The following is a 21,028-nucleotide window of genomic DNA, read 5'->3' as shown; positions in this document are numbered from 1 at the left end:
CGGCATTCCGGGATCGGCTTTTTTTTGTGCACGAAATCAACTATTAAATTGAAATTCAAATAAACCGCACAATATCGAGCATCATTTTTCAATAATCCGATGTCAAACTTTTGACTGCTGTCAAAAAATCAATAAAATACGCCTGTTAGACTAAATCCTCTACTTAGGTTTAGCCAATATCCCTTCATCAGGTAATAAGGATGTACCAAGTGCTGCGACGTTTCAGTGCTCTAGCAGGCGTAATTCTGCCAATCCAACTGGTATTTGCTGCGGACAACAGTATTAGATTGGTACAAACCGATCTCGAGCTTGAATTGAGCTGTATAAAGTCAACTCAAGCTTTATCTGTCGCTCTCACCCTGCCTAAGGTATTTGCTCTATCACAGGACAAGAGCAGTCTTATCATTCAGGATAAGAAACATGTTGTGGCGAAACTCTACGGTGAATCAAGCATTCGGAAATTCACCAGTGAAACAAATGTCGACTGGATTCAATCAATTACAAACCAAGAGCACGCTGAGTTGACCCTTGAAGCCATTTCTTTTCGTACTGGGAATACGGCTATCTCACAATTGAATCTTGATAAGCACAAGAGCAATCTCACTGCTTTTTCAGCAAGCTGTAAACTCTAACCAACGCCAGTTCATTGATGCATTTTGTTGGTATATTTTCTATCGACTTTAAGCAATAAGGGCGCATGAATAAAACGCGACTTATTATTTACGCCAATCAATTGTTAATATAAGCCGGTTCCTTTCACTGCGATCGGCTTAAAATAAAACAATTAACATACATCACTGAATAATCACTTCATCGTAAACCCAAAAAGCTAATTAAGCAGTGAGCCTGCTTAATTAGCTTTAAACTGCTATTGGTATTCAGCCCCTGTCAGAGTGGCGAAATAAGAAACAGCTGATTTAGTTATCAGCGATAATTAATCATCAGGATTTAATACTACAGCGGTGAACAGACGGTTGCGATAAGCTAGCAATCCCGATTTTAAACACCAAACAGCGCTATCACAGCCTTAACAATGATCAATAGCATGAAGAGCCAAAAGCCGACTTAACGTCGGCTCATCGCTTAAAGCAAAGCTCAGTCATTATCGCTGGCGACCTGATGGGGGCGCTCAGTCTGATCCACTATCGTCAGCACGGCGGTGTCGCCCACCACGTTACAGGAAGTCAGCACCATATCGATAAGACGGTCCAGCGCGGCCACCAACGCAAAGGCTTCCACCGGCAGGCCCATCTGGTGGATAAGCACGCCAATCATCACCATACCGCCGCCGGGCACGCCACCGGCGCCAACAGAAAGCAGGAAGATACTGAATACCAGCGCCGGCAACTGCTCCATGGTAATGGGCATGCCAAAGGCGTTGGCGATAAAGAAAATCGCCACTGTGATGTAAATGGACACACCGCCCATGTTCATGGTGGCGCCCAGCGGCACGCCAAAACCGGCCACGGCGCGGTTCACCTTGAGTTTTTCGGTGAGGGTGCGCATGGTCACCGGAATGGTGGCATTGGAGCTGGCGGTAGAGAGAGAAAACAGGATTTGCTCCTGGGTTTTTTCGCGAAACACGCTGGCCTTCACCGGAGTGAACAGCTGCACCGCATAAGGGTAGACCACGAAAATCCACAGCAGCAGCAAGCCAAGAATAAGCACCAGATATTCCATCACACTGAGGAACACCCCGGCTTCCAGGGTAGCGCCCAGTTTGAACATCAGGGCACCAACACCGATAGGCGCCAGATGCATCACCACCGAAATCAGCTTCATCATGATTTTATTGGCGGTTTGGAACGCCGATACGGCGCCGGCCACATGCTCACCCAACGACTTGATGACGCCGCCAAGCAGTAGCGCCATAAAGATAACCTGCAGCATATTGCCGGACGTAAAGGCCGCCACCGGATTGCGGGGCACTATGTCCACCACCAGCGCCATCAGGCTCGGTAGTTCCGTGGCGGTAATGGCAAGCTCTCCGCCGCCGGTCATGTCCACGCCCTTGCCGGGCTGCAGCAGCAGGGCAACCGTCAGCGCGGCAAAAATCGCGACCAGGGTATTGATGATGTAAAAGCCGAAGGTCTTGCCACCGAGACGGCCGAAACTCGAGAGATCTTTAAGCTCACAGACACCGCAAACAATGCTGACAAACACCAGCGGCACCACCAGCATCATGATCATATTGACGAACATGGTGCCAAGGCCTGAGGCGATTTCAACCAGGGTGCCGGAGAAGAAAGCGATATCGTGCAGCACATACTGCACCAGAGTGCCGGACAGGAGTCCGATAGCGAGGCCGAGGAAAATCCTGGCCGACAGAGATTTGAACATAGATTGAATGCCTGTGTTGTTATTGTGTCTGGGGTCTGCTGCCCCGTGCGCTCCCGGATAGTGAAACATGCCAGCCGCAATTTCAACGAAAATGTATGGACACAATCCTGCAACCCTGTAACAAGCAGAATATAACCAACTGATATTTAACAGCTAACACTCAAAGGCAGAAATTTCCGCCTTTACACAGATGCAGCCAATTTTACCAAAGGCAAACACTTCCAAAACAACCACTTAAAAACAGGCAGTGAATAAAACCAGGAATACTGAATTAAACAGTTAATCACGCCAGGTGAAGCCTGCCTGACTAAGTAATTATCTGCATCCACCGCCACAGCCAGCCCAGCACGCCATGTTACAGCCAGTAAAAAGGCCACCCTGAGGTGGCCTTGGCAAAACAAGGGGGCTAGCTGAGCCACAGCTCCACGTCGCGGATAATAAAGTTGCCGGTATACACAGGATGAGGCTCACCCAAAGGCTCCAGTTCGAAGAAGGATTTATGCTCTTCGCTCAAGCCCTCAAAGCCGCCAATCACCTGATAAATCCAGCTCTCTGAATCCCAGGGCAAGGCTTTTTCCTGCAGGTATTCCAGCGCAGACTGGCGCTTGCCTGAATCTATTACCGCCACAAAGTAGTCTTCCACATCCTGCTTGAGCGGGTTTTCCGGAATATCGAAGTCTTCCGCTGCACTCAGCACCACGCTTGTTTCTGCCGCCTTGGCCGCAGGCTTAACGTCGAGGCGACTGATGGACTTGATGCGTGCCACCATCTCCATGAGCTCCTGCTCCTGGCTCTGGTTATGCACGTCCACATGGGCATCGGCCAGCATGGCCTCGGCGCGGTTAAAGAGCATCGGCACCTTGCGGTGAGCCACATGATCCATGGGCTCGTAGTCAGGGTGCATGTCGGTGTACAAGAGCCAGCCCTTAAGCAGCCTGGTACGGCCCTGAATTTGCCGGAAGCGGCCAAGCAGTTCAAGGAGCCTTGCCTGCACCACGCTGAGCTCCTGAGTACAGTCACTCAGGGTCTCCTGCAACGTGGTCACCAGCAGTTTTCGAAGCTCACGGATATCTGAGGCGATTTCCCCAAGTTCGCTGAACTGAAACAGCTCCAGGCCATTTAAGAGCTCAGACACCTGGCTCTGGGCCAGTTCGTTCTCGCGGATTTTGGCGCTGATGGTACCGACATAACCGAACTCGTTGTTAATCCGCCCCCAGAGCACACGAATGGAATAACGCAGGTTTTCGGTAAAGGCGTACACATGCTCACTGAGGTCGGCCAAATACGCCTCGGCGGCGCTGTAGTCCGAGTGACTGCGCGCCTCCTTGTAGTGGTCGGCCAGGGTCTTGATGGTGGCAAGCGCCGAGCCTACGTTGGCGTTAATCTGGCGATTGCGCTCATCTTTAAGGCCTTCTTCCAGCAGCGCCCGCACGCTGCGGGTAAGCCTCAAGCCCCCGTCTTCCTCGGGGCGCCACAGGATGCCTGCCTCGGTGAGCTTTTTCAGCACACCGGCATCGGCGTTGGCCTCGTCCACGGCGCCGCTCAGGTACACATCCATCACTGTCTCGGCGTGGCGGCCAAGCATCCTCAGCAGCCGCACTCCTGACTGGTGCAGGTTGCTACTCATATCAGCTCCCTCTGGGTAGCCGTTTCGGCCTGCGCTTCCAGGTTCAACCCTTCGGTTTCATCAATAAAGCGAATCACTTCATAGAGATAATCAAGCTTACCCGTGGCGATGTAGATTTGTTTTTCCACATTGGGACGGGTCAGGAAGCCAAGCTCCACCAGACGCTTGAATACCAACTTAAGCTGGGCATCGACATTACTTGAGGTAGAACCGAACAGCCGGTACTGGCTGAGTTTACCAAGCTGCTCGCGAAACGCCGGGGTCTCTTCGATGCGGCCCTGGAGTTCGGTCAAGCGCACGGGCGCACCTTCGGTAAGGGGCGCATCCTGGCCTGAGGCCTCCTGCACCAACACCAGCCACTCCACCAGCGGAATGAGCGCCTGACAGATGTCCTTAAACTGGCTGGAAATGACCTTGCGCTCGGCCTCGCCGAGCTGGGCATAGCCGCAGAAAAACACCTCGCCCTCACCAGCGCTGGCGACAGTGCGGTTGATTTGATTGAGGTAGGTTTCGATACGCTCACGCACGGCAGGCGACTTAAGCGCACGCCAGCCGTCTTCGTCAGTGACGCGGCAGATAAACTCGCCCCGCAGCAATCGCTCAATCAGGGCACCATGGCCCACTAAGCCTGTGCCTGTACCAGTTCCTGAAAAGTTTGCGTCAGACATTACACCGCCTCCCTGGAAATACGGCTGGCCAGCTTATCGGCGATGGGATTGCTCTTGGGCTTCACCACCTGCAGCTTGCGGGTTTGCTTGTTGATGATATAGCGGTTCTTAAACAGGCTCAGTACCTCAGACTCGGGGTTCGGGAAAGCCCCCAGCACCGAGATATTGTTGTTCTCGCAGGCATCAAAAATCTTTTTCACGTTGTTGTGGTGCAAGGTGCCCAGCTCGTCGATGGGCCAGTGCACGGTCACCTGTGCCGAGCCACGCAGCAGGCGGGTAAAGGCCAGCAGGAACTTACACAGGATGAGATACGCCATACCGTGGCTCGAAGATTCATTAAGCTGACGGTCGGTGCGGATAATCAGATCCGAGTTGCCTTCACGCAGACGCAGCTCGATTTCCAGCAGCTTGGAAATACCGCCGCTGAGCGCCGCCTTGCCGATGATATCCAGCGCCCGGCGCATGCTGTTGGTGTAATGCTCGTCCGGCAGACCAGCGAAGCCATCGCTCTTCCAGCGGCGGAAGGCGGCCACGAACACTTCCAGCTCCGGCCAGAATTCAAGCTCGCTGATGCGCGAGCGAATACGTACTGCAGATTCAGACACCCCATCCAGGAACAGCTCCTCGCCCACCTCGCGGGTAATGCGGGCACTCTGGGATGCGATACGGCGGTCGATGTCGGCCAGCACGTCGTAGAAGGCGGTAAGATCCACCCCGAAAATACGCCCCTGCTCCCGCAGCGCCATAATCGACTGGGGCACCATCACGTTCAAAAGCTGCTCAAGGCTTGGCACCAGCTTGCGGTAATCCAGAATTCGGATGCCCTTGTCGTTGATGGAGGTGGCCTCTTCCCGGGCACGCTCCCAGGTTTCGGCGAGGCCAGAGCCCGACTTGGCGGCAATCACGGTATCGAAGTGCTCTACATACTGCTTCACCGAGCCCACCAGATAGTCGCGTTTAAGCAGTAACTCTTCGCCCTGACGCAAACGCTCGCCAATGCTGCCCTGGGCCTCATCGTCGGTGGGCGAAAGCTTAAGGTCGGCCAGTTTACGCAGCAATGAGCGCAGCTTGGTGAGGTTTTCCGAGGCTTCCACCTGGGCGGCATCGGAGGCCTTGCGGCCCGACTCCAGTTCGCTGCGCTGGGTTTTCACCTCGCTTGAGAAACGGGCGAGCTGCTGCTCCAGCTCCGACTGGGCGCGGCGCACCTTGGCCAGCTCTTCGGCGAGCCGTGGCTTGCGGCTAAGCCAGGTGTGCTGATACCAGTCTTCGTAGCGAAGTACGTCGGCGCGGCGGCCTTCGGCATCGGCAATCCTGCGCTCGAGGGTACGGATATCGGCCTTGAGGCCCACAATCTTGTCTTCATCCACACCGCGGGACTTAAGCTCGTTTTTGTACCACTGTTCACAGGCCTTGGTTTCGGCCTTGGCGTTGGCGCGGCGGCTCTCGATACCCGTCTTGACCGAAGCAATCTGGGCATCCAGTGCGCCCACCACTTCCTGCCAGTAGGCATTCTTTTCCATCCGCGCTTCGAGGGACTCTTCTTTGGTCTCCTCCAGCCAGTCCTGATGGTCGCGGCCAAGCTGTTTAAGCTGATGCTCAATACTCACCAAACGCTTACCGGCCAACTGCTTACGCTCGGCCAGTGCCTTGTTGACCCTGTCCTGCTCGGCGCGTTTTTCATCGAACAAACGGCGCAGGTCTTCACGGGCGTTTTTAAAGGCGGTGCGGGCAAAAGTGAGTTCGCGGGAGAGCTTTTCCAACTCTCCGTTGATTGTCACCAGCTGCTCTTCGGCGGCCTCCTGCACTTCGCGGGCACTGCCGAGGGCTTCTTCGGCCTTGGCAAGACGGCTTCTTAGCTCCTGCTCACTCTGGGCATACTCGGGAATATCCAGCGCCTTTAAGTCCAGCCCTATGCCGAACAGGCTATTGCCATCGGCGCCGCTGTTAGCGTTAAAAGGATGCAGATCGGTGCGGTGCAACAGCTCGGGGGCAATCACCTTCCCCAGGTGCTCTTCCCAGCCGGGGGCTTCTTTACGCAGAAATTCCAGCAGGGTGTGCGACTGAGGAAAGAGCATGGTCTTGAGCTCGTCCAGGGCATTCTGGCGCTCGCTGACACGGATACTGGCGAGGCGCAGGGCTTCGCTGGCCTGATCGCGGCGGGAGCGCAGACGACGCTCTTCCAGCGCCAGACGCTCCACGTTGGCGTTGCTGGCTTCCTGCTCTTCGTCGGCACGTTCGATACGCTCATCGAACACTGCCAGATTGAGCTTTTCCTCTTCGGTGTAGGTCACTGCGTCCTGACGCAGCTTTTCTTCAGAGGCGGCGAGCTTGAGCTCATATTCTTCTTCGCGGAAACGGTTCTTGCCCGCTTCCAGCTGATCGCGCCAGAACTGCTCGAGTTTTTCAAGATCGCTGCGGGCAGCCGCGGCCTGACGCTCACGGGCGTCGCGCTGCTTATCCAGCTCCTGATCCAGCACCTCAAGGTCGCGGTTTAGCTGCTCAACAATCCTGGAACGGCGGGCATTATAAGCCGCTTCCACATCCTGATGTTTGTCGGTGAGAAGCTTATGGCGCTCGGTGAGGTTTTCAAGGTCGGTGCGCCACAGCGGCAGCTGCTCGAGGTCGCCCTTAGCGGTTTCGATATCGGCATCGAGGAAGGCGCCGTGCTGATCTTCAATCACCTCAAGCTCGTGCTCGAACTTGCTGACATCGCCACGGGCGGCAGAGATTTCCTGATTCAGCTCATCGCGCTTTTCCTTCCATTCGTCATCGAGCTGACGCAGGCGGAAATTGTATTCCCTGGAGGCGGTCTGACTGCGCTCAAGACGCTCGGCCTCCAGCACTTCGTCATCCTTGTAGCCCTTGTGCAGCCCGGCCAGACGCAGCTCGGCGGAGAGCAATTGATTGAACTCCTGCTCCAGCTTATCAAACTCGGGGCGAATTTCTTCAAATCCGGCAATGAGTTGACACTCACGGATCCAGTTTTCCACCTGCTGTGGATTGATGCGCGAGGTAGGCGGATTTACACCGTCTTCTTCCAGGATAGCGGCAATCATGGACTTCACGGTTTCCATCTTGCCTTCTTTGGAGTGCACTGCCTTGGCGAGTTTTTCGATGTGCCTTAAGGTGTGCTCGGCATCGCACAGGGCAAACTGGCGGGCATAGCTTCTGAGCTCAACCCTGTTGGTGCCACTGGACAGCAAGGTGCGATCGTTTTGAATAATGGCGCGATATTCGCGGGTATTGAGCAGATTGGTGTGGGCAATGCCGGCACGCTTCATTTCGCGGCCAAACTCGGCGGCGGTGTGGCAAATGAGCGTATCACCGTTGCGGGCCTTGACATAATCTTCAAGCTCGAAGCCCTTGGCGATAAAGCGGTAGCTGATACCTTTGCCATCGCCGTTGGAACTTAATACCGCCTGATAGAGGAGACCATCGCCACGGCGGTATTCGTAAATGATAAAGCTGCTGTCGTGGGGCAGGTACCAGCGCTCAAAACTGTCGCGGGTGGAAGGTACCACCCGGCTTGGGTATTCGCCGTAAAACACCGGCACCAAGCGTTGCAGCGTGGTCTTGCCAGAGGCATTGGTACCACAGATATTGGTATGGCCGTCGAGGGCCAGCTCAACCACCCCGGGCAGGTGGGTGTCGATAAGCACGATTCGTTGCAAGCTAGACATCTTTATCCTTAAAGCAAAGCGACCGTCGGTTGGCAGCAAGAGGCCGAAATGACGGCCAGGGCCCATGGATGAATTACGCGCCGTTAGCGGTAAAAACCTGAGCCAAGCAAACGCATGGGAAAGGATTATTAAGGTAAAGGAAAGCCCCGTGGATGGCAATCACACGGGGCCTTGAAGCGCCGCCATATCAGGCTTTGCGCACTGTTTGGCGGGAATTTGAGCCAAGCGGCACATTAAAGTGTTGCGCGGCGCTCTTCATAGAAGTGAGCCATGCCACTGAGGGCTGTTTCATCGAGCTCACGCAGGCCACTCATTACCAGGGTCTTCACCCCGGTTCCTACCTGCTTGCCTTCGCTGATAAGGGCAAATTCCAGGGTGACATCACCGCGCTTGCCATCCACACTGAGACGGGCATCGCTGAGTTCCAGCGAGACTTTTTCAAACTTGAGGGTGGTTAAATCGAATGCCATGCTCTCGTAAATCACCAGCGGGCGATCCGGGTTAATCATCACCCCATGCTCAAGCATCATGGGCACCAGCACATGGATGAAGTTAAGCCCGGAGAAAGACACGTAGCTGCGCACGAAGGACTCGATTTGGGTTTCACAGCGACTCACCTCGCCCTGACGGCTGACGCTGAGATAGGTCTTGTCGCGGCTGTCGCAGATAGGGAAGTTGTCGCCCACCTCGGTCGGGAAGTTCAGGCTCACGCCCTCCCCCACCATGCCCTCGAACTTGAACTGCATCTTCTGGCTCAGGCCGTAGTGACTGAGTACCAACGCAAACAAGAGATCGCCGGGTACACAAAAACGCTTGGCACCTTCGTCGTGAATGGGGTTGAAGTCCTCCGCGACCCGCTTGGCAAACTCGCTGGCCTGAAAAGGAGAAATCGTTACAGTTTCATCTGCTTGATTAAAAAATTGCTCGAGAAACATAGGCAGTAATTAACCTGAATTCTTGTGATGTCGTTTTTTAGGCCAAGAAGTCTACATCAAATCGTTGAAATAACTCACCCGATGACTTGCGTCGATAAAATAAGCGTCCTACGGCCATGACCAAAGCACTCCGCCCGTGCGGATTAACCTTTTTATTACAAAAGTAAAGACAATGGAAATTAAGTTAGCCTTAAGCACTTTCCCCTAACCTCTCGACGCAAATGATAACCATTGTCATTATCGACAACAGGGAGAAACCATGACCACCATCGCCAAACCAGCCATCAGGCTGAGCCTGCTGTCCAGCGCCCTGCTGGCAAGCTTCGCCGCCACTGCAACCGCCAATGCCGACATCGAGCAAATCAGCATCTTCGGTAAAAAGAATCCCATTAACACGGTGCCGGGCAGCGCCCATCAGCTGAGTCAGGAAGAGCTGGATACCTTCAAGTATTCCGACATTATGCGCACCCTGGCGTCGGTGCCCGGTGTCTATATTCAGGAAGAAGAAGGCTATGGTCTGCGCCCTAATCTGGGTATGCGTGGCACGGGTCAGAACCGCTCAGAAAAAATCACCGTGATGGAAGATGGTGTGCTGGCAGCACCGGCGCCCTATGCGTCACCGGCGGCCTATTACTTCCCGACCTCGGGCCGCATGCAGCAGATTGAAGTACTCAAAGGCTCTTCTACCGTGAAATACGGCCCACGCACCACAGGCGGCGTGATAAACATGGTGTCCCGCCAAATTCCTGATGCAGAGCTAGCAGGCGGCCTGGACGTTGCCCTGGGTCAGGACGGCTATGGCAAGCTACACGCCCACGCCGGTGGTCAGGGTGAGCGCATTGGTGCCGTTACCGAGGTTTATCGCTATCAGGCCGATGGCTTTCGCGACATCAACGGCGTGGGCGGTGATACCGGCTTTGTGAAAAATGATGTGCTGGCCAAGGTCGCCATCGACAGCGCCAAAGATGCCAAATACGCCCAGCGTCTGGAGCTCAAACTCAAGTATGCCGATGAAGTCTCTGACGAGACCTATATGGGTCTGACCGATGCCGACTACGCTGCCAAGCCATTCAGCCGTTATTCTGCGTCTCAAAAAGATGAAATGACCACAGAGCACAAGCAGCTGCAACTGAGTCATATCATCGACTTCAGCGGTTCGGTGAGCCTCGCCACCACGGCCTATTACAATGACTTTAAACGTAACTGGTACAAGGCAGACAAGGTGGATGGCAAGAGCCTGTCCAAGGGTGGCATTGACGCCGCCAGTGCCTTCGACGCCAACCCGGCAGGAGCGATTGATGTCAGTGTGAAGGCCAATAACCGTGGTTATCTGTCGCAGGGAATCCAGACCGAGCTGGGTTTGCTACTTGGCGATCACCAGCTGGATATCGGTGTGCGCCTGCATCAGGACGAGATGGACAGATTCCAGTGGGCCGACACCTACAGCCTGGATGTCAATCAGCAGATGAGCCTGACCAAGGCCGGTGTACCGGGGACTGACTCCAACCGTATCGACAGTGCAAAAGCCCTGTCAGCATACATCCAGGACAGGTTAACTCTTGGCGCCTTCACCCTCACCGCCGGTGTGCGCTATGAAGATGTCACCGTAGAGCGTGAAGACTGGGGCAAGACCAACCCGGGCCGTAATGGTGCGGGAGCCTTCAAGGAAAACAGCTTCTCTGCCCTGCTGCCGTCCTTGTCTGCCACCTGGCAGCTGACCGATAACACCCTGCTGCTGGCCGGCGTGCAAAAGGGCTTTGCCCCCGCCGCTCCGGGTAACACCGAAGGCCAGGAAGAAGAAAGCTGGAACTACGAGGCAGGCGCGCGCTTTGTGAATGGCAACTTCAACGCCGAGGCCATCGCTTTTTACGGCGATTACAGCAACATGCACGGCAACTGCACTGCCGCCCAGGGCTGTGATGAAGATAAACTGGACAATCAGTACAACGCCGGCGAAGTAGTTGTGAAAGGGCTGGAATTGTCAGCTGGCCACCAGTTCAACACCGAAGGCTCTCTGAGCTTCCCGGTAAAACTGGCCTACACCTACACCAGCACCGAATTCCAAAACAGCTTCGAATCTGAGTTTGAGACCTGGGGCGCGGTGCAGGTGGGTGATGAGTTCAGCTACACCCCCAAGCATCAGCTGTACCTGAGCGCTGGTATCAACGCTGAAAATTGGGAGCTGACACTGGCTGGCCGCTACACCTCTGATATGCGCGCCACCGCAGGTCAGGGCGAGATTGCCGACGACGACCTGATTGCAGCCAGGACGCTGGTTGATCTGTCAGGCCGCTACTTTATTGATAAGCAACAGGAAGTGTACCTGACCCTGGATAACCTGCTGGATGAAACCTATATGACAACCCGCGCCCATGGCTCGGTGTTTTCTGGCAAACCCAGAAGCATTACGGTAGGATATTCTTATAAGTTCTAAATATATTCTTTGATATTCTAAAGGCGGCTTTAATTAGGCCGCCTTTTTCATGCCTCTAAATTAAACCTTAAAAATCAATTAATTGATTATTAATCGCGGGCAAGACAAAAATCATTATAAATCAAGCCACTTTACTTTAGCTTTACGTTTTTTGATCTGGATCATTAATCCCAATACGAATCGTTTGCATTTATTAAATCAATTGTTAGAATCCGCTCCAATTACTAACCCTCAGATAATAAAACGGGAAAGGGAAATGATGAAAAAGACTCTGATCGCCAGCGCTCTGCTGGGGTTGTTCGCCAGCCACGGTGCCATTGCTTCTGACGAAACCGCCGAACTGCGTAAAGTGATTGAACAGCAACAGCAGGTTCTGAAAGATCTGGAAAAACGCCTGGAAGAAACCGAGAAGCGTGTTGAGCAGACTGCCGATGCCGCAGAAGCCAACGCCAGCGCCAAGAGCGCCACCACCATCGGCGGCTACGGTGAACTGCACTACAACAACATCGACAACAACTTAGACCACAGCAAAGACAAAACCGAAATGGACTTCCACCGTTTCGTGCTGTTCTTTGGCCATGAGTTCACCAACAAGACCCGCTTCTTCTCTGAGCTGGAACTGGAACACTCTCTGGCAGGCGAAGGTAAAAAAGGCGAAGTTGAGCTGGAACAGGCTTACATTGAGCACGACTTTACCGACGCCATCACAGGTAAGGCCGGCTTGTTCCTGATGCCAGTTGGCATCATCAACGAAACCCACGAACCCAACACCTTCTATGGCGTTGAGCGTAACCCTGTTGAGTCCAACATTGTACCAAGCACCTGGTGGGAAGGCGGGCTGGCAGTCAATCTGAAAGCCGCCCCCGGACTGGCATTTGATGCTGCTATCACTTCCGGCCTCAAGGTTAAAGATGATTACAACATCCGCAGTGGTCGTCAAAAAGTGTCCAACGCCAATGCTGACGCCCTGGCTTACACCGGCCGCGTGAAATACACCGGCATTGCCGGACTGGAACTGGCCGCCAGCGCCCAGTACCAAAGTGACCTGACCCAGGGTAAAGACGGCGTAGACGAAGCCTCTGCTACCCTGCTCGAAGCCCATGGTATCTACAGCATCGGCGGTTTTACCATCAAGGCGCTTTATGCTCAGTGGAACATTGATGGCATCGAAGCCGAACTGCTTGGCCGCGATAGCCAAAAAGGTTGGTACGTAGAGCCGTCTTACCGTTTCAACGACAGCTTTGGTGTTTTCGCCCGTTACAACGAGTGGGATAACGAAGCCGGTAACGATGCCGATACCACCAAGAAGCTGACCAGTGTTGGGGTTAACTACTGGTTGCATGAGAATGTGGTATTCAAGGCCGACTACGAGAAGCAGAGCGGTTCCCTGGATGCCGATGGCTTCAACCTCGGTGTTGGCTACCAGTTCTAATGCAAGTAGATAGAGGGGGCGTTAGCCCCCTTTTACCTGAGTGAACAGACAACCATGAAGAAATACCTGCTGGCCCTGCTGGCCTGTTGGCCCTTGATGGGACATGCCGAAACCAGCTTTCAGAGTAATGAAGGCTTTATCGCCGATGCGCTGGGTGCCGTGCCCAAAGCCAGCGTGTTATGGCTGGATGATGTCCAAAAGGCCAACATCGAATCCATTCTTGCCCATGCTTACAACAAACTCAGGGTGCGCTACTGGCGCGATGGGGCGCAGACAGTGTGGATCCTGGATGAAATTGGTAAAGAATCTCCCATCACAGTCGGTATCCACATCGCCAACCAACAGATAGTCAAAACCAAGGTACTGGTATACCGGGAAAGTCGCGGTGATGAGGTCAGGCATGATTTCTTTACCAACCAATTCAAATCGGCGACACTGACGCCCTCCCTTGAACTGGATCGCAGCATCGATGGCATTACAGGGGCAACCCTGTCGGTGAGAGCCCTGACCAAGTTGTCCCGGATAGCCCTGTATCTGGATGCTGCCGTGCAAAAGACCCCATAACGGATGACTCGACGCCTTTCGAATACTGCCGGTAAACAGCTCGGCCACCGGCTGCGTAAACAAATCCGCCCCTGGCACAGACGCATAGGTATTGTTGGTGGCCTGTTTCTGTTACTGCTGACAGTCACCGGCATACTGATAAATCACGCAGCCGACACAGGGCTTACCCAAGCCAGGGTTCGACTCCCCTGGCTGTTGGACTATTACGGTATCCCGCTTCCCTCCCACAGTGGCCAATTTGGTGACTATGGCATCACAGATAATTTGCTGTGGCACCAAGGCACCATGGTGCTGGAGGCCAAGCACCCCCTCATCGCCGCCACCCAATGGCGCAATCAAACCATCGCCATTGATGCCGAAAACCTGTATCTCCTGAATGGTGATGGCCAGCTGATAGAAACCCAGAATAAAGCCACGGGGCTACCGGTACCGCTCAAGGCCATGGCCATCGAAGGCGAATCTCAGCTGTGGCTGAGTGGCCAGAATGGCCAATATCTTGCGGATGAAGACCTGATTGAATGGCAAAGTACGACGTCATTTGCACCATTGCATTGGCTTGAAGGCAAGGCCGCTGAGCGCCAATTGCTCGAGGATGCCCGCAGCGCACACCTGCACTGGGAACGGGTATTGCTCGATTTGCATGCCGGCCGGATATTCGGCCAGTGGGGTGTCTGGCTTTGGGATCTGCTCGCCCTTGGCTTTGTATTTTTGTCTTTGAGCGGCCTCTACATCTGGATAAGCCAGCAACCCAAACGCAAATAAATCCCGCCGCAGATAAAAAAAGACCCGGCATAAGCCGGGTAAAGCAACTGGGCTAAAGCACGGTAACCCAATTGAGGCAATGAAATGGGGTTGAGGGGTCAGGATGCAACCTTTGCCGGACGCGCAAACCAGCGACGCCACAGTGAAGGCTTAACGGCTTCCTGCGTATCAGGGGCAGGCGTTGCTGTCATCCACATACTGCTGACCCACATACTGCGATAGGCTTTCATCAAAATTCCTCCAAAGCTGAGATGCCGCTCAAGGTATCTCCCGGCCATAAATAAGTAAAATGAATCTATTCCATCACTTCCATTCCATATTGGCATGAACATTCCAATCAAGAACTTGCACTGTTTTGTAACCCTTGCCGAGACCGGCAGTTTTACCCGCGCTGCCGAAAAACTGCACCTGACTCAACCCACACTGAGCAAGATGCTGCAACGACTGGAAGACCATTGGCAGCAGCAGCTTATCATCCGCAACAATCAAAAGCTGTCGCTGACCCAAGCGGGCGAACTCTTGCTTGAACACGCGAGAGAAATCCTCGGGCAATGGCATCTGCTGGAAGAAGATTTAGCAAACCTTCGCGGGGTACAACGGGGATACTTACGCCTTGGTGTGTGCCCCATGATGAGCAGCCTGGTGATTGAACTCCTTACCGCCTTTCGTGCCAGGTATCCCGGAGTCAGATTGGAGATGTTCGAATACGGCGGCTTCGGCTGTGAAAAGGCACTGCTGGCAAACAATCTGGATATTGCCTTTACCGCTCTGCCCGCAACCCACGCCGATGAGTTAACCGCCCAGCCGCTGACCGCTTATCCGCTGCTGGCATGCCTGCCGGCAGGCCACAAGCTGGCAGAAAAAGCCGCCCTCGACTGGCGCGACTTTGGCTCCCATCCCTTTATCATGTACAACCAGGATTTTGCGCTGGCAAAGCTGCTCGACAGCCTGGCAAGAAACGCCGGAGTAGAGCTGAATGTGGCCTATCGCAGTGGCCAGTGGGATTTTTTGGCGAGCATGGTGGAAGCCAATATGGGGCTGGCCATATTGCCCGCCCCCATCTGTGAAAAGTTAACTGATAAAGTATTGTGTTTCAGGCCATTGAGTGGCGGCCACACCTGGGATCTGGCGCTCATATGGCGCAGCCATCTGCATCTTACCCCCGCTGCGGCCGCTTTTTTGGCTCTCAGTCGTGACAGGGGCCAAGCCACTGGGGATCCGGCGGCAAAATAAGCAAATTGCACCTTACCTTATGGATCAGCTGCTCTGCGGTGCTGCCAATAGTGGCGCCGAATATGCCCTCCCGTTGCCGCGCCCCTATCACAAGGTACTTGGCTTTTAAGCTGCTGCTGAGCTGATAGAGGCACTGGGCAGGGTCTCCCGTAACCAAATGGATCTGTTCGGTTGGCAGATCAAATTGCGACAGGGTATCCCGATGCTTTTCATGGGCAGCAATGAGGATTTCGTGGGGGGTAGTAATGTCGAGCTCCCGCAGAACTTGGGGCACCCGTACAACGCAAGCCAGGTGTAATGGCAGATTCAGCGCATTGGCAAGATGCCGTCCTCGCTCCAGCACCAGCCGGTTAAGGAGCTTCTTATCCTCACTGGTCGCATCCAGGTCCACGGCCATCAGTACCAGCCGCCCCCGCGCAAGGGGATTGGCGGTGAGCAGCATCAGCGGCACCTTGGTATGCCTTATAAGCTGCCAATCTTCGGGCTCAGGTGATTCGGCGCCTTCTATACCCTTTATCATCATCGAATAGCCTTCGCTGGCAGCGCAGGGAAGCGCATGCTCATGCAAACGCTTACTCCACACGGCCTCATGGGCCACATCCGGCCTTTGCAGTTCAGAGAGGATTGCGGTCAGTTCATCGTTGAGACAAGCGAGTATCTTTTGTCTCGCAGCGCCTGCAAGGCGGGGATTGTAGTATTCGGCACCGGAAAAATAGGCATGCCCATAGGCGTATACCTTGGGTGTAAGCGCCAATGCATCGGCGATTTCCAGCGCCGTTTGCAATGTAGTGGATGATTGGCCGTCCTGTCCGGCAATCACAAAGACCTTGCTCATAGAAATCCCTCCTTTAAATAGGGTCTTTAGATACCAGTTTAGGCCGCCATGCTTGATTCAAACTGAATAACCCAAATTACAGGCATAAAAAAACCCGCCATTTGGGCGGGTTTTTATGGACCGAAGTATTAATTACTTCTTGGCAGCGTTCTTGGCCTTGGTCTCTGCAATCACAGTCTCAGCTACGTTGGCTGGACATGGGTTGTAGTGAGAGAACTCCATGGAGAACTGACCACGACCAGAGGTCATGGTACGCAGGTGACCGATGTAACCGAACATTTCGGCCAGCGGTACATCTGCCTTAACGCGTACACCAGTCAGACCAGCTTCCTGATCCTTGATCATGCCGCGACGACGGTTCAGGTCACCGATTACGTCACCTACGTGATCGTCTGGAGTGAACACGTCAACCTTCATGATAGGCTCGAGCAGCTGTGGCTTGGCCTTAGGCATAGACTGACGGAATGCACCTTTAGCGGCGATTTCGAACGCGATGGCAGAGGAGTCAACTGCGTGGTAAGCACCGTCGAACAGCTCAACTTCAACGTCCAGTACTGGGAAGCCAGCCAGAGGACCTTGGCTCATCATTTCTTCGAAGCCAGACTCAACGGCGGGCCAGAATTCACGAGGAACGTTACCACCTACTACGGCAGACTTGAAGGTGAAGCCGGTACCTGGCTCACCAGGACGGATGCGGTAGTCAATCTTACCGTACTGACCAGAACCACCAGACTGCTTCTTGTGAGTGTAGCTGTCTTCGATGGCGGCAGTGATGGTTTCACGGTAGGCCACCTGTGGAGCACCTACAGTCAGCTCAACGCCGAAAGTACGCTTCAGGATGTCTACCTTGATGTCCAGGTGCAGTTCACCCATACCTTTCAGGATGGTGTCACCGGTTTCCTGGTCGGTTTCAACCTGGAATGATGGATCTTCAGCAACCATCTTACCCAGAGCAACACCCAGCTTCTCAGAAGCGCCTTTGTCCTTAGGAGTCACGGCGATAGAGATTACAGGCGTTGGGAAGATCATAGGCTCGAGAGTACACTCGTGCTTAGGATCACACAGGGTGTGACCGGTCTGAACGTTCTTCATACCTACAACGGCAATGATGTCGCCAGCCTGGGCAGAGTCGATTTCGTTACGATCGTTGGCGTGCATTTCAACCATACGGCCGATACGTTCAGTTTTACCGGTAGCAGAGTTCAGGATGGTGTCACCCTTCTTCAGCTTACCTGAGTAGATACGAACGAAGGTCAGGGCGCCGAAACGGTCATCCATGATCTTGAACGCCAGAGCACGGAAAGGCTCGTCTACAGAAACGGTAGCAACCTTACCAGTGTCTTCACCAGTTTCTGGGTCAGTCAGAGGCTGTGGCTCAACTTCAGTTGGAGAAGGCAGGTAGTCAACTACTGCATCCAGTACCAGCTGCATACCTTTGTTCTTGAACGCAGAGCCGCAGAAGGTGGGGAAGAAAGACAGGTTGATGGTACCCTTACGGATACAACGCTTCAGGTCTTCGATAGAAGGCTCTTCACCTTCCATGTAAGCTTCCATCAGGTCGTCGTCCTGCTCAACGGCAGTCTCAACCAGCATTTCACGGTATTCTTCAACCAGGTCAACCATGTCAGCAGGAACGTCGGTCACGGTGTAGTTTTCTGGCAGACCAGAATCGTCCCACACGAAAGCTTGACGGTTCAGTACGTCTACAACACCAGTGAACTCGTCTTCACGGCCGATAGGCAGAGTCATAACCAGCGGGTTGGCAGCCAGAACTTTCTTAACCTGGCCAACAACGCGCAGGAAGTCAGCACCGATACGGTCCAGCTTGTTTACGAAGATGATACGAGCTACTTCAGACTCGTTGGCATAACGCCAGTTGGTTTCTGATTGTGGTTCTACACCGCCGCTACCGCAGAATACACCGATACCGCCGTCCAGAACCTTCAGAGAACGATAAACTTCAACTGTGAAGTCAACGTGACCGGGGGTGTCGATTACGTTAAAGCGGTGACCTTTCCAGAAACAGGTGGTGGCAGCAGACTGAATGGTAATACCACGCTCTGCTTCCTGATCCATGAAGTCCATGGTAGAAGCGCCATCGTGAACTTCGCCCAGTTTGTGGATTTTACCGGTCAGCTTGAGGATACGCTCGGTGGTCGTGGTTTTACCCGCGTCAACGTGAGCGAAAATACCAATGTTTCTGTATTTTGATAAATCGGTCATGATTCAACTTTTTTGCTTGGTTTATAAAAGTAGACGGAGTATGCCACAAAAAAGCAGCAGACCACACATCAGGATTTGAGGCGCATATTGTAATTGGGAAGGGCGCCCGGCGCAAACTGCTTAGACATTTTTTAGCTGACAAAACAGCAGCTACAGAGTGACCACAACCAAAAACGGTTAAAAATCAACCTCAAAGCGCTTTGCCTTCGCTAAATAAATTCGCTGTTTTTTTGCGCGGGCACTGGCATAAGCTGCCGTTGCTATGGTGGTTTTTTTACTCAGGCCGCACCGGAAGAAATCTTGCCAAAGCGAAAACTCCCCTGCCCCTGATCTTTAACCTCGTACATAGCCACGTCTGCCGCCTCCAGCAGTGCCTCCAGGGTATGGCCGTGATGGGGGTAAATGGCAATCCCCACACTGGCGCCGACCTGACAGGAAAGATTGCCGCGAATGGCTACCGGCCTGGCTATCTGGATCAATAATTCCTGGGCAAGTTCACGCAGCTTGTTGTAATCCTTATCAACATTGGAAATGCCAATCAGAAACTCATCGCCGCCCCACCGGATGACAATGCCGTTTCCAGCCAGCTTCATCAGACGTTCGGCCACAGATTTCAGCACCGCATCCCCGGCTTCGTGGCCATAGATGTCATTCACAGGTTTGAATTTATCCAGATCAATCAGCAACACCCCCATCAGCGCCCGGGTTTGATCGGTTTTTCGCATCATTTCCAGTAACAGGCGCTCACCTGCGCGGCGATTTTTAAGCTGCGTCAAGGGGTCATGCTCAGCCTCAAACCGTATCATCCGCTCCCGATAAGTTCGCTCAGTGATGTCATACATCATCACTTCAATAAGCATCTCGCTGCTGGCGCCGACATTGTCTTCCACTTTGGAAAACAGACAATGAACCCATTTTAACTGCTCGGTTTGCTGACTTCGCAGTTGCAGCTCCATCTCCACATGATTGAGATTGAGATTGCCCCGCAGTTCATTAAAGAAGCGATCCAACTCAGCTTCTTCTTCAAACCACTGGCATAGGGAGGTTTGATTATCAATGGAGTCTGTACCACAAAGGCGCTCGAAGGCTTCGTTAACCACCAAAACGTGATTCTGTTTATCAATCAGGCAAATACCCGCTGTTGCTCTCTCAAAAATGAGCCTGAATTTACGCTCCAGCAATTCTGTCTTCTGCCGCAGGTTGCGCTCTTTTTCGATGGACTGATTCAGGTTGGCCACCAGTTGATTAATACCCCGCACCAGGCTGCCTATCTCATCCTGGGCATGGTATTTGGGTACGCTGAGCGGGTTATTGTCACCGGGCTTGATATTCTCAAAATTTGAGGTCAGGCGATTCAAGGGGGCTGTAAGGGTTTTATGTACCAACAGGGAAACAAGCAGCGCGATAAGTGCCGATTGCAGCGCCAGCATCCATGCTTGTTTGAGTGCGACTTCGGTTGCCCTTGATTGGATGTATTGGGTGTTTGGCAGCAGCTTCAGCTTGCCCAGGACTTCACCCGCGAAGAAAGGATGGGGAATGTCAAACTCCAGCACCTGGAGCACGTCATCAGCGGCATACCCGCTGGAACTGACCCAGTCACCGCTGTCTGCTGTGAGCAAGGCGCCGGCCACCAGATCATTGACCTCAAGCCCTTCAACGATTTCTTTGCCCAGCTCCACGTCCTTAACGTACAGCGCCACCGACGCGGTCTTTTGCACCGTTAAGGCGATTTGCCCAAGTTGATTGGTCACTTCCTTGAGCTTGGTTTCACGGGCATCCCAAAAAAAATACAGGCAGGCAAGGACCGCTGCGAGAAAAGCGCCGCCCCCGATTGCAACTGCAACTTTGACGTATAGATTCTGGCGATTAGGGATCAAATTTGTATACCACCTTTAATGCCGGATCCAGATCTGCGCTTCTGACAAAGGTAATGCCCGAAGGGGTTCGGTTCATCAACTCAAGCAAGGTAGAGCTCTGGTCGATTTTTCTGGGCTGAGTGACCCTTGCAGAAAACTGCAGCCGCGCCCAATAACTGCTTACCTGTGCCAGACTGCGATTGACCAGCTGCCGGTAAAACAATGCTCTGGTGTCAATATCGCTGCTGTTATCAAAGACGGTGACATCTTTACCATCTGGAAATGTACTGTCACGCCCCATGAAGATATCCACGACTTCATGATGACTTAATCGTTCAATGCCGTTTGTTGCATTCACCACCACGTACAGAGCATCATCCGCTCTGACTGGAGAGTGTGCAAGTAACCAAGCTATCAGACTGATTATCAGTAATTTCAT

16 protein-coding genes are annotated in these 21,028 nt (G+C 53.5%); 6 read left to right on the top strand and 10 right to left on the bottom strand.

Going from position 1 to position 21,028, the window contains the following annotated elements:
- Nucleotides 1-200 precede the first annotated feature (200 nt).
- On the top strand, nucleotides 201-632 hold the full coding sequence (locus tag JQC75_RS02760; protein ID WP_203325980.1) for a hypothetical protein: 432 nt from the start codon (nucleotides 201-203) through the stop codon (nucleotides 630-632).
- Between the two features lie 463 nt (nucleotides 633-1,095).
- On the opposite strand, the gene JQC75_RS02755 is transcribed toward JQC75_RS02760, so the two are convergent.
- From JQC75_RS02755 to JQC75_RS02735, 5 genes are all read right to left on the bottom strand, one after another.
- The gene (locus tag JQC75_RS02755; protein WP_203325979.1) at nucleotides 1,096-2,340 is read right to left on the bottom strand and encodes a dicarboxylate/amino acid:cation symporter; all 1,245 of its coding nucleotides are present in this window, start codon (nucleotides 2,338-2,340) and stop codon (nucleotides 1,096-1,098) included.
- A 406-nt stretch (nucleotides 2,341-2,746) separates the two neighbouring features.
- Nucleotides 2,747-3,967 (bottom strand): phosphoenolpyruvate carboxylase, encoded by a 1,221-nt coding sequence (locus JQC75_RS02750; RefSeq protein ID WP_203325978.1) that lies wholly within the window; start codon nucleotides 3,965-3,967, stop codon nucleotides 2,747-2,749.
- A complete protein-coding gene (locus JQC75_RS02745) occupies nucleotides 3,964-4,635 on the bottom strand; it encodes a hypothetical protein (RefSeq protein WP_203325977.1) in 672 nt (223 codons plus the stop codon). Before JQC75_RS02745 ends, JQC75_RS02750 begins: the two co-directional genes overlap by 4 nt.
- Nucleotides 4,635-8,315 (bottom strand): ATP-binding protein, encoded by a 3,681-nt coding sequence (locus JQC75_RS02740; RefSeq protein WP_203325976.1) that lies wholly within the window; start codon nucleotides 8,313-8,315, stop codon nucleotides 4,635-4,637. The genes JQC75_RS02745 and JQC75_RS02740 overlap by 1 nt, the downstream gene beginning before the upstream one ends.
- A gap of 233 nt (nucleotides 8,316-8,548) precedes the next feature.
- Nucleotides 8,549-9,250: a DUF3581 domain-containing protein gene (locus JQC75_RS02735; protein ID WP_203325975.1), complete on the bottom strand. Its 702-nt coding sequence runs from the start codon at nucleotides 9,248-9,250 to the stop codon at nucleotides 8,549-8,551.
- A gap of 259 nt (nucleotides 9,251-9,509) precedes the next feature.
- Between JQC75_RS02735 and JQC75_RS02730 the strand changes: the two genes are divergently transcribed.
- The 4 genes from JQC75_RS02730 to JQC75_RS02715 all read left to right on the top strand — a co-directional run bounded on the left by JQC75_RS02730 (nucleotide 9,510) and on the right by JQC75_RS02715 (nucleotide 14,442).
- A complete protein-coding gene (locus JQC75_RS02730) occupies nucleotides 9,510-11,684 on the top strand; it encodes a TonB-dependent receptor family protein (RefSeq protein ID WP_203325974.1) in 2,175 nt (724 codons plus the stop codon).
- Between the two features lie 259 nt (nucleotides 11,685-11,943).
- Complete coding sequence (locus JQC75_RS02725; RefSeq protein ID WP_203325973.1) at nucleotides 11,944-13,116, top strand: porin; 1,173 nt, start codon at nucleotides 11,944-11,946, stop codon at nucleotides 13,114-13,116.
- Nucleotides 13,117-13,170: 54 nt separating this feature from the next.
- Nucleotides 13,171-13,680 (top strand): FMN-binding protein, encoded by a 510-nt coding sequence (locus JQC75_RS02720; protein WP_203325972.1) that lies wholly within the window; start codon nucleotides 13,171-13,173, stop codon nucleotides 13,678-13,680.
- Nucleotides 13,681-13,683: 3 nt separating this feature from the next.
- Nucleotides 13,684-14,442, top strand: a complete 759-nt coding sequence (locus JQC75_RS02715; RefSeq protein ID WP_203325971.1) for a PepSY-associated TM helix domain-containing protein — start codon at nucleotides 13,684-13,686, stop codon at nucleotides 14,440-14,442.
- A 98-nt stretch (nucleotides 14,443-14,540) separates the two neighbouring features.
- Here JQC75_RS02715 and JQC75_RS18980 read toward each other — a convergent pair whose 3' ends face one another.
- Nucleotides 14,541-14,672, bottom strand: coding sequence for a hypothetical protein (locus JQC75_RS18980; protein WP_275403204.1), 132 nt, complete (start codon nucleotides 14,670-14,672; stop codon nucleotides 14,541-14,543).
- 94 nt (nucleotides 14,673-14,766) lie between these two features.
- On the opposite strand from JQC75_RS18980, the gene JQC75_RS02710 reads away from it, so the two are divergent.
- Nucleotides 14,767-15,675, top strand: coding sequence for a LysR family transcriptional regulator (locus JQC75_RS02710; protein WP_203325970.1), 909 nt, complete (start codon nucleotides 14,767-14,769; stop codon nucleotides 15,673-15,675).
- Here JQC75_RS02710 and JQC75_RS02705 read toward each other — a convergent pair.
- From JQC75_RS02705 to JQC75_RS02690, 4 genes are all read right to left on the bottom strand, one after another.
- Nucleotides 15,629-16,510, bottom strand: a complete 882-nt coding sequence (locus JQC75_RS02705) for a universal stress protein (RefSeq protein ID WP_203325969.1) — start codon at nucleotides 16,508-16,510, stop codon at nucleotides 15,629-15,631. The two genes, JQC75_RS02710 and JQC75_RS02705, sit on opposite strands and share 47 nt — an antisense overlap.
- 132 nt (nucleotides 16,511-16,642) lie before the next feature.
- Nucleotides 16,643-18,733: an elongation factor G gene (gene fusA / locus JQC75_RS02700; RefSeq protein WP_203325968.1), complete on the bottom strand. Its 2,091-nt coding sequence runs from the start codon at nucleotides 18,731-18,733 to the stop codon at nucleotides 16,643-16,645.
- Nucleotides 18,734-19,011: 278 nt separating this feature from the next.
- A complete protein-coding gene (locus JQC75_RS02695; protein WP_203325967.1) occupies nucleotides 19,012-20,610 on the bottom strand; it encodes a diguanylate cyclase domain-containing protein in 1,599 nt (532 codons plus the stop codon).
- Nucleotides 20,600-21,028 (bottom strand): type 2 periplasmic-binding domain-containing protein, encoded by a 429-nt coding sequence (locus tag JQC75_RS02690; protein WP_203325966.1) that lies wholly within the window; start codon nucleotides 21,026-21,028, stop codon nucleotides 20,600-20,602. The genes JQC75_RS02695 and JQC75_RS02690 overlap by 11 nt, the downstream gene beginning before the upstream one ends.

The sequence above is a fragment of the Shewanella litorisediminis genome (assembly GCF_016834455.1).
In the GTDB taxonomy this organism is placed as follows: Bacteria; Pseudomonadota; Gammaproteobacteria; order Enterobacterales; family Shewanellaceae; genus Shewanella; species Shewanella litorisediminis.
Note: the sequence above shows the minus strand (reverse complement) of the source record. Positions and strands in the feature narration are given on the sequence as shown.

What these genes read in the sequence shown, in the direction of transcription:
- JQC75_RS02705 (WP_203325969.1), bottom strand. Translation starts at nt 16,510, where the DNA reads ATGAGCAAGGTCTTTGTGATTGCCGGACAGGACGGCCAATCATCCACT.
- JQC75_RS02745 (WP_203325977.1), bottom strand. Translation starts at nt 4,635, where the DNA reads ATGTCTGACGCAAACTTTTCAGGAACTGGTACAGGCACAGGCTTAGTG.
- JQC75_RS02735 (WP_203325975.1), bottom strand. Translation starts at nt 9,250, where the DNA reads ATGTTTCTCGAGCAATTTTTTAATCAAGCAGATGAAACTGTAACGATT.
- JQC75_RS02690 (WP_203325966.1), bottom strand. Translation starts at nt 21,028, where the DNA reads ATGAAATTACTGATAATCAGTCTGATAGCTTGGTTACTTGCACACTCT.
- JQC75_RS18980 (WP_275403204.1), bottom strand. Translation starts at nt 14,672, where the DNA reads ATGAAAGCCTATCGCAGTATGTGGGTCAGCAGTATGTGGATGACAGCA.
- JQC75_RS02720 (WP_203325972.1), top strand. Translation starts at nt 13,171, where the DNA reads ATGAAGAAATACCTGCTGGCCCTGCTGGCCTGTTGGCCCTTGATGGGA.
- JQC75_RS02730 (WP_203325974.1), top strand. Translation starts at nt 9,510, where the DNA reads ATGACCACCATCGCCAAACCAGCCATCAGGCTGAGCCTGCTGTCCAGC.
- JQC75_RS02740 (WP_203325976.1), bottom strand. Translation starts at nt 8,315, where the DNA reads ATGTCTAGCTTGCAACGAATCGTGCTTATCGACACCCACCTGCCCGGG.
- fusA (WP_203325968.1), bottom strand. Translation starts at nt 18,733, where the DNA reads ATGACCGATTTATCAAAATACAGAAACATTGGTATTTTCGCTCACGTT.
- JQC75_RS02750 (WP_203325978.1), bottom strand. Translation starts at nt 3,967, where the DNA reads ATGAGTAGCAACCTGCACCAGTCAGGAGTGCGGCTGCTGAGGATGCTT.
- JQC75_RS02710 (WP_203325970.1), top strand. Translation starts at nt 14,767, where the DNA reads ATGAACATTCCAATCAAGAACTTGCACTGTTTTGTAACCCTTGCCGAG.
- JQC75_RS02760 (WP_203325980.1), top strand. Translation starts at nt 201, where the DNA reads ATGTACCAAGTGCTGCGACGTTTCAGTGCTCTAGCAGGCGTAATTCTG.
- JQC75_RS02725 (WP_203325973.1), top strand. Translation starts at nt 11,944, where the DNA reads ATGAAAAAGACTCTGATCGCCAGCGCTCTGCTGGGGTTGTTCGCCAGC.
- JQC75_RS02715 (WP_203325971.1), top strand. Translation starts at nt 13,684, where the DNA reads ATGACTCGACGCCTTTCGAATACTGCCGGTAAACAGCTCGGCCACCGG.
- JQC75_RS02755 (WP_203325979.1), bottom strand. Translation starts at nt 2,340, where the DNA reads ATGTTCAAATCTCTGTCGGCCAGGATTTTCCTCGGCCTCGCTATCGGA.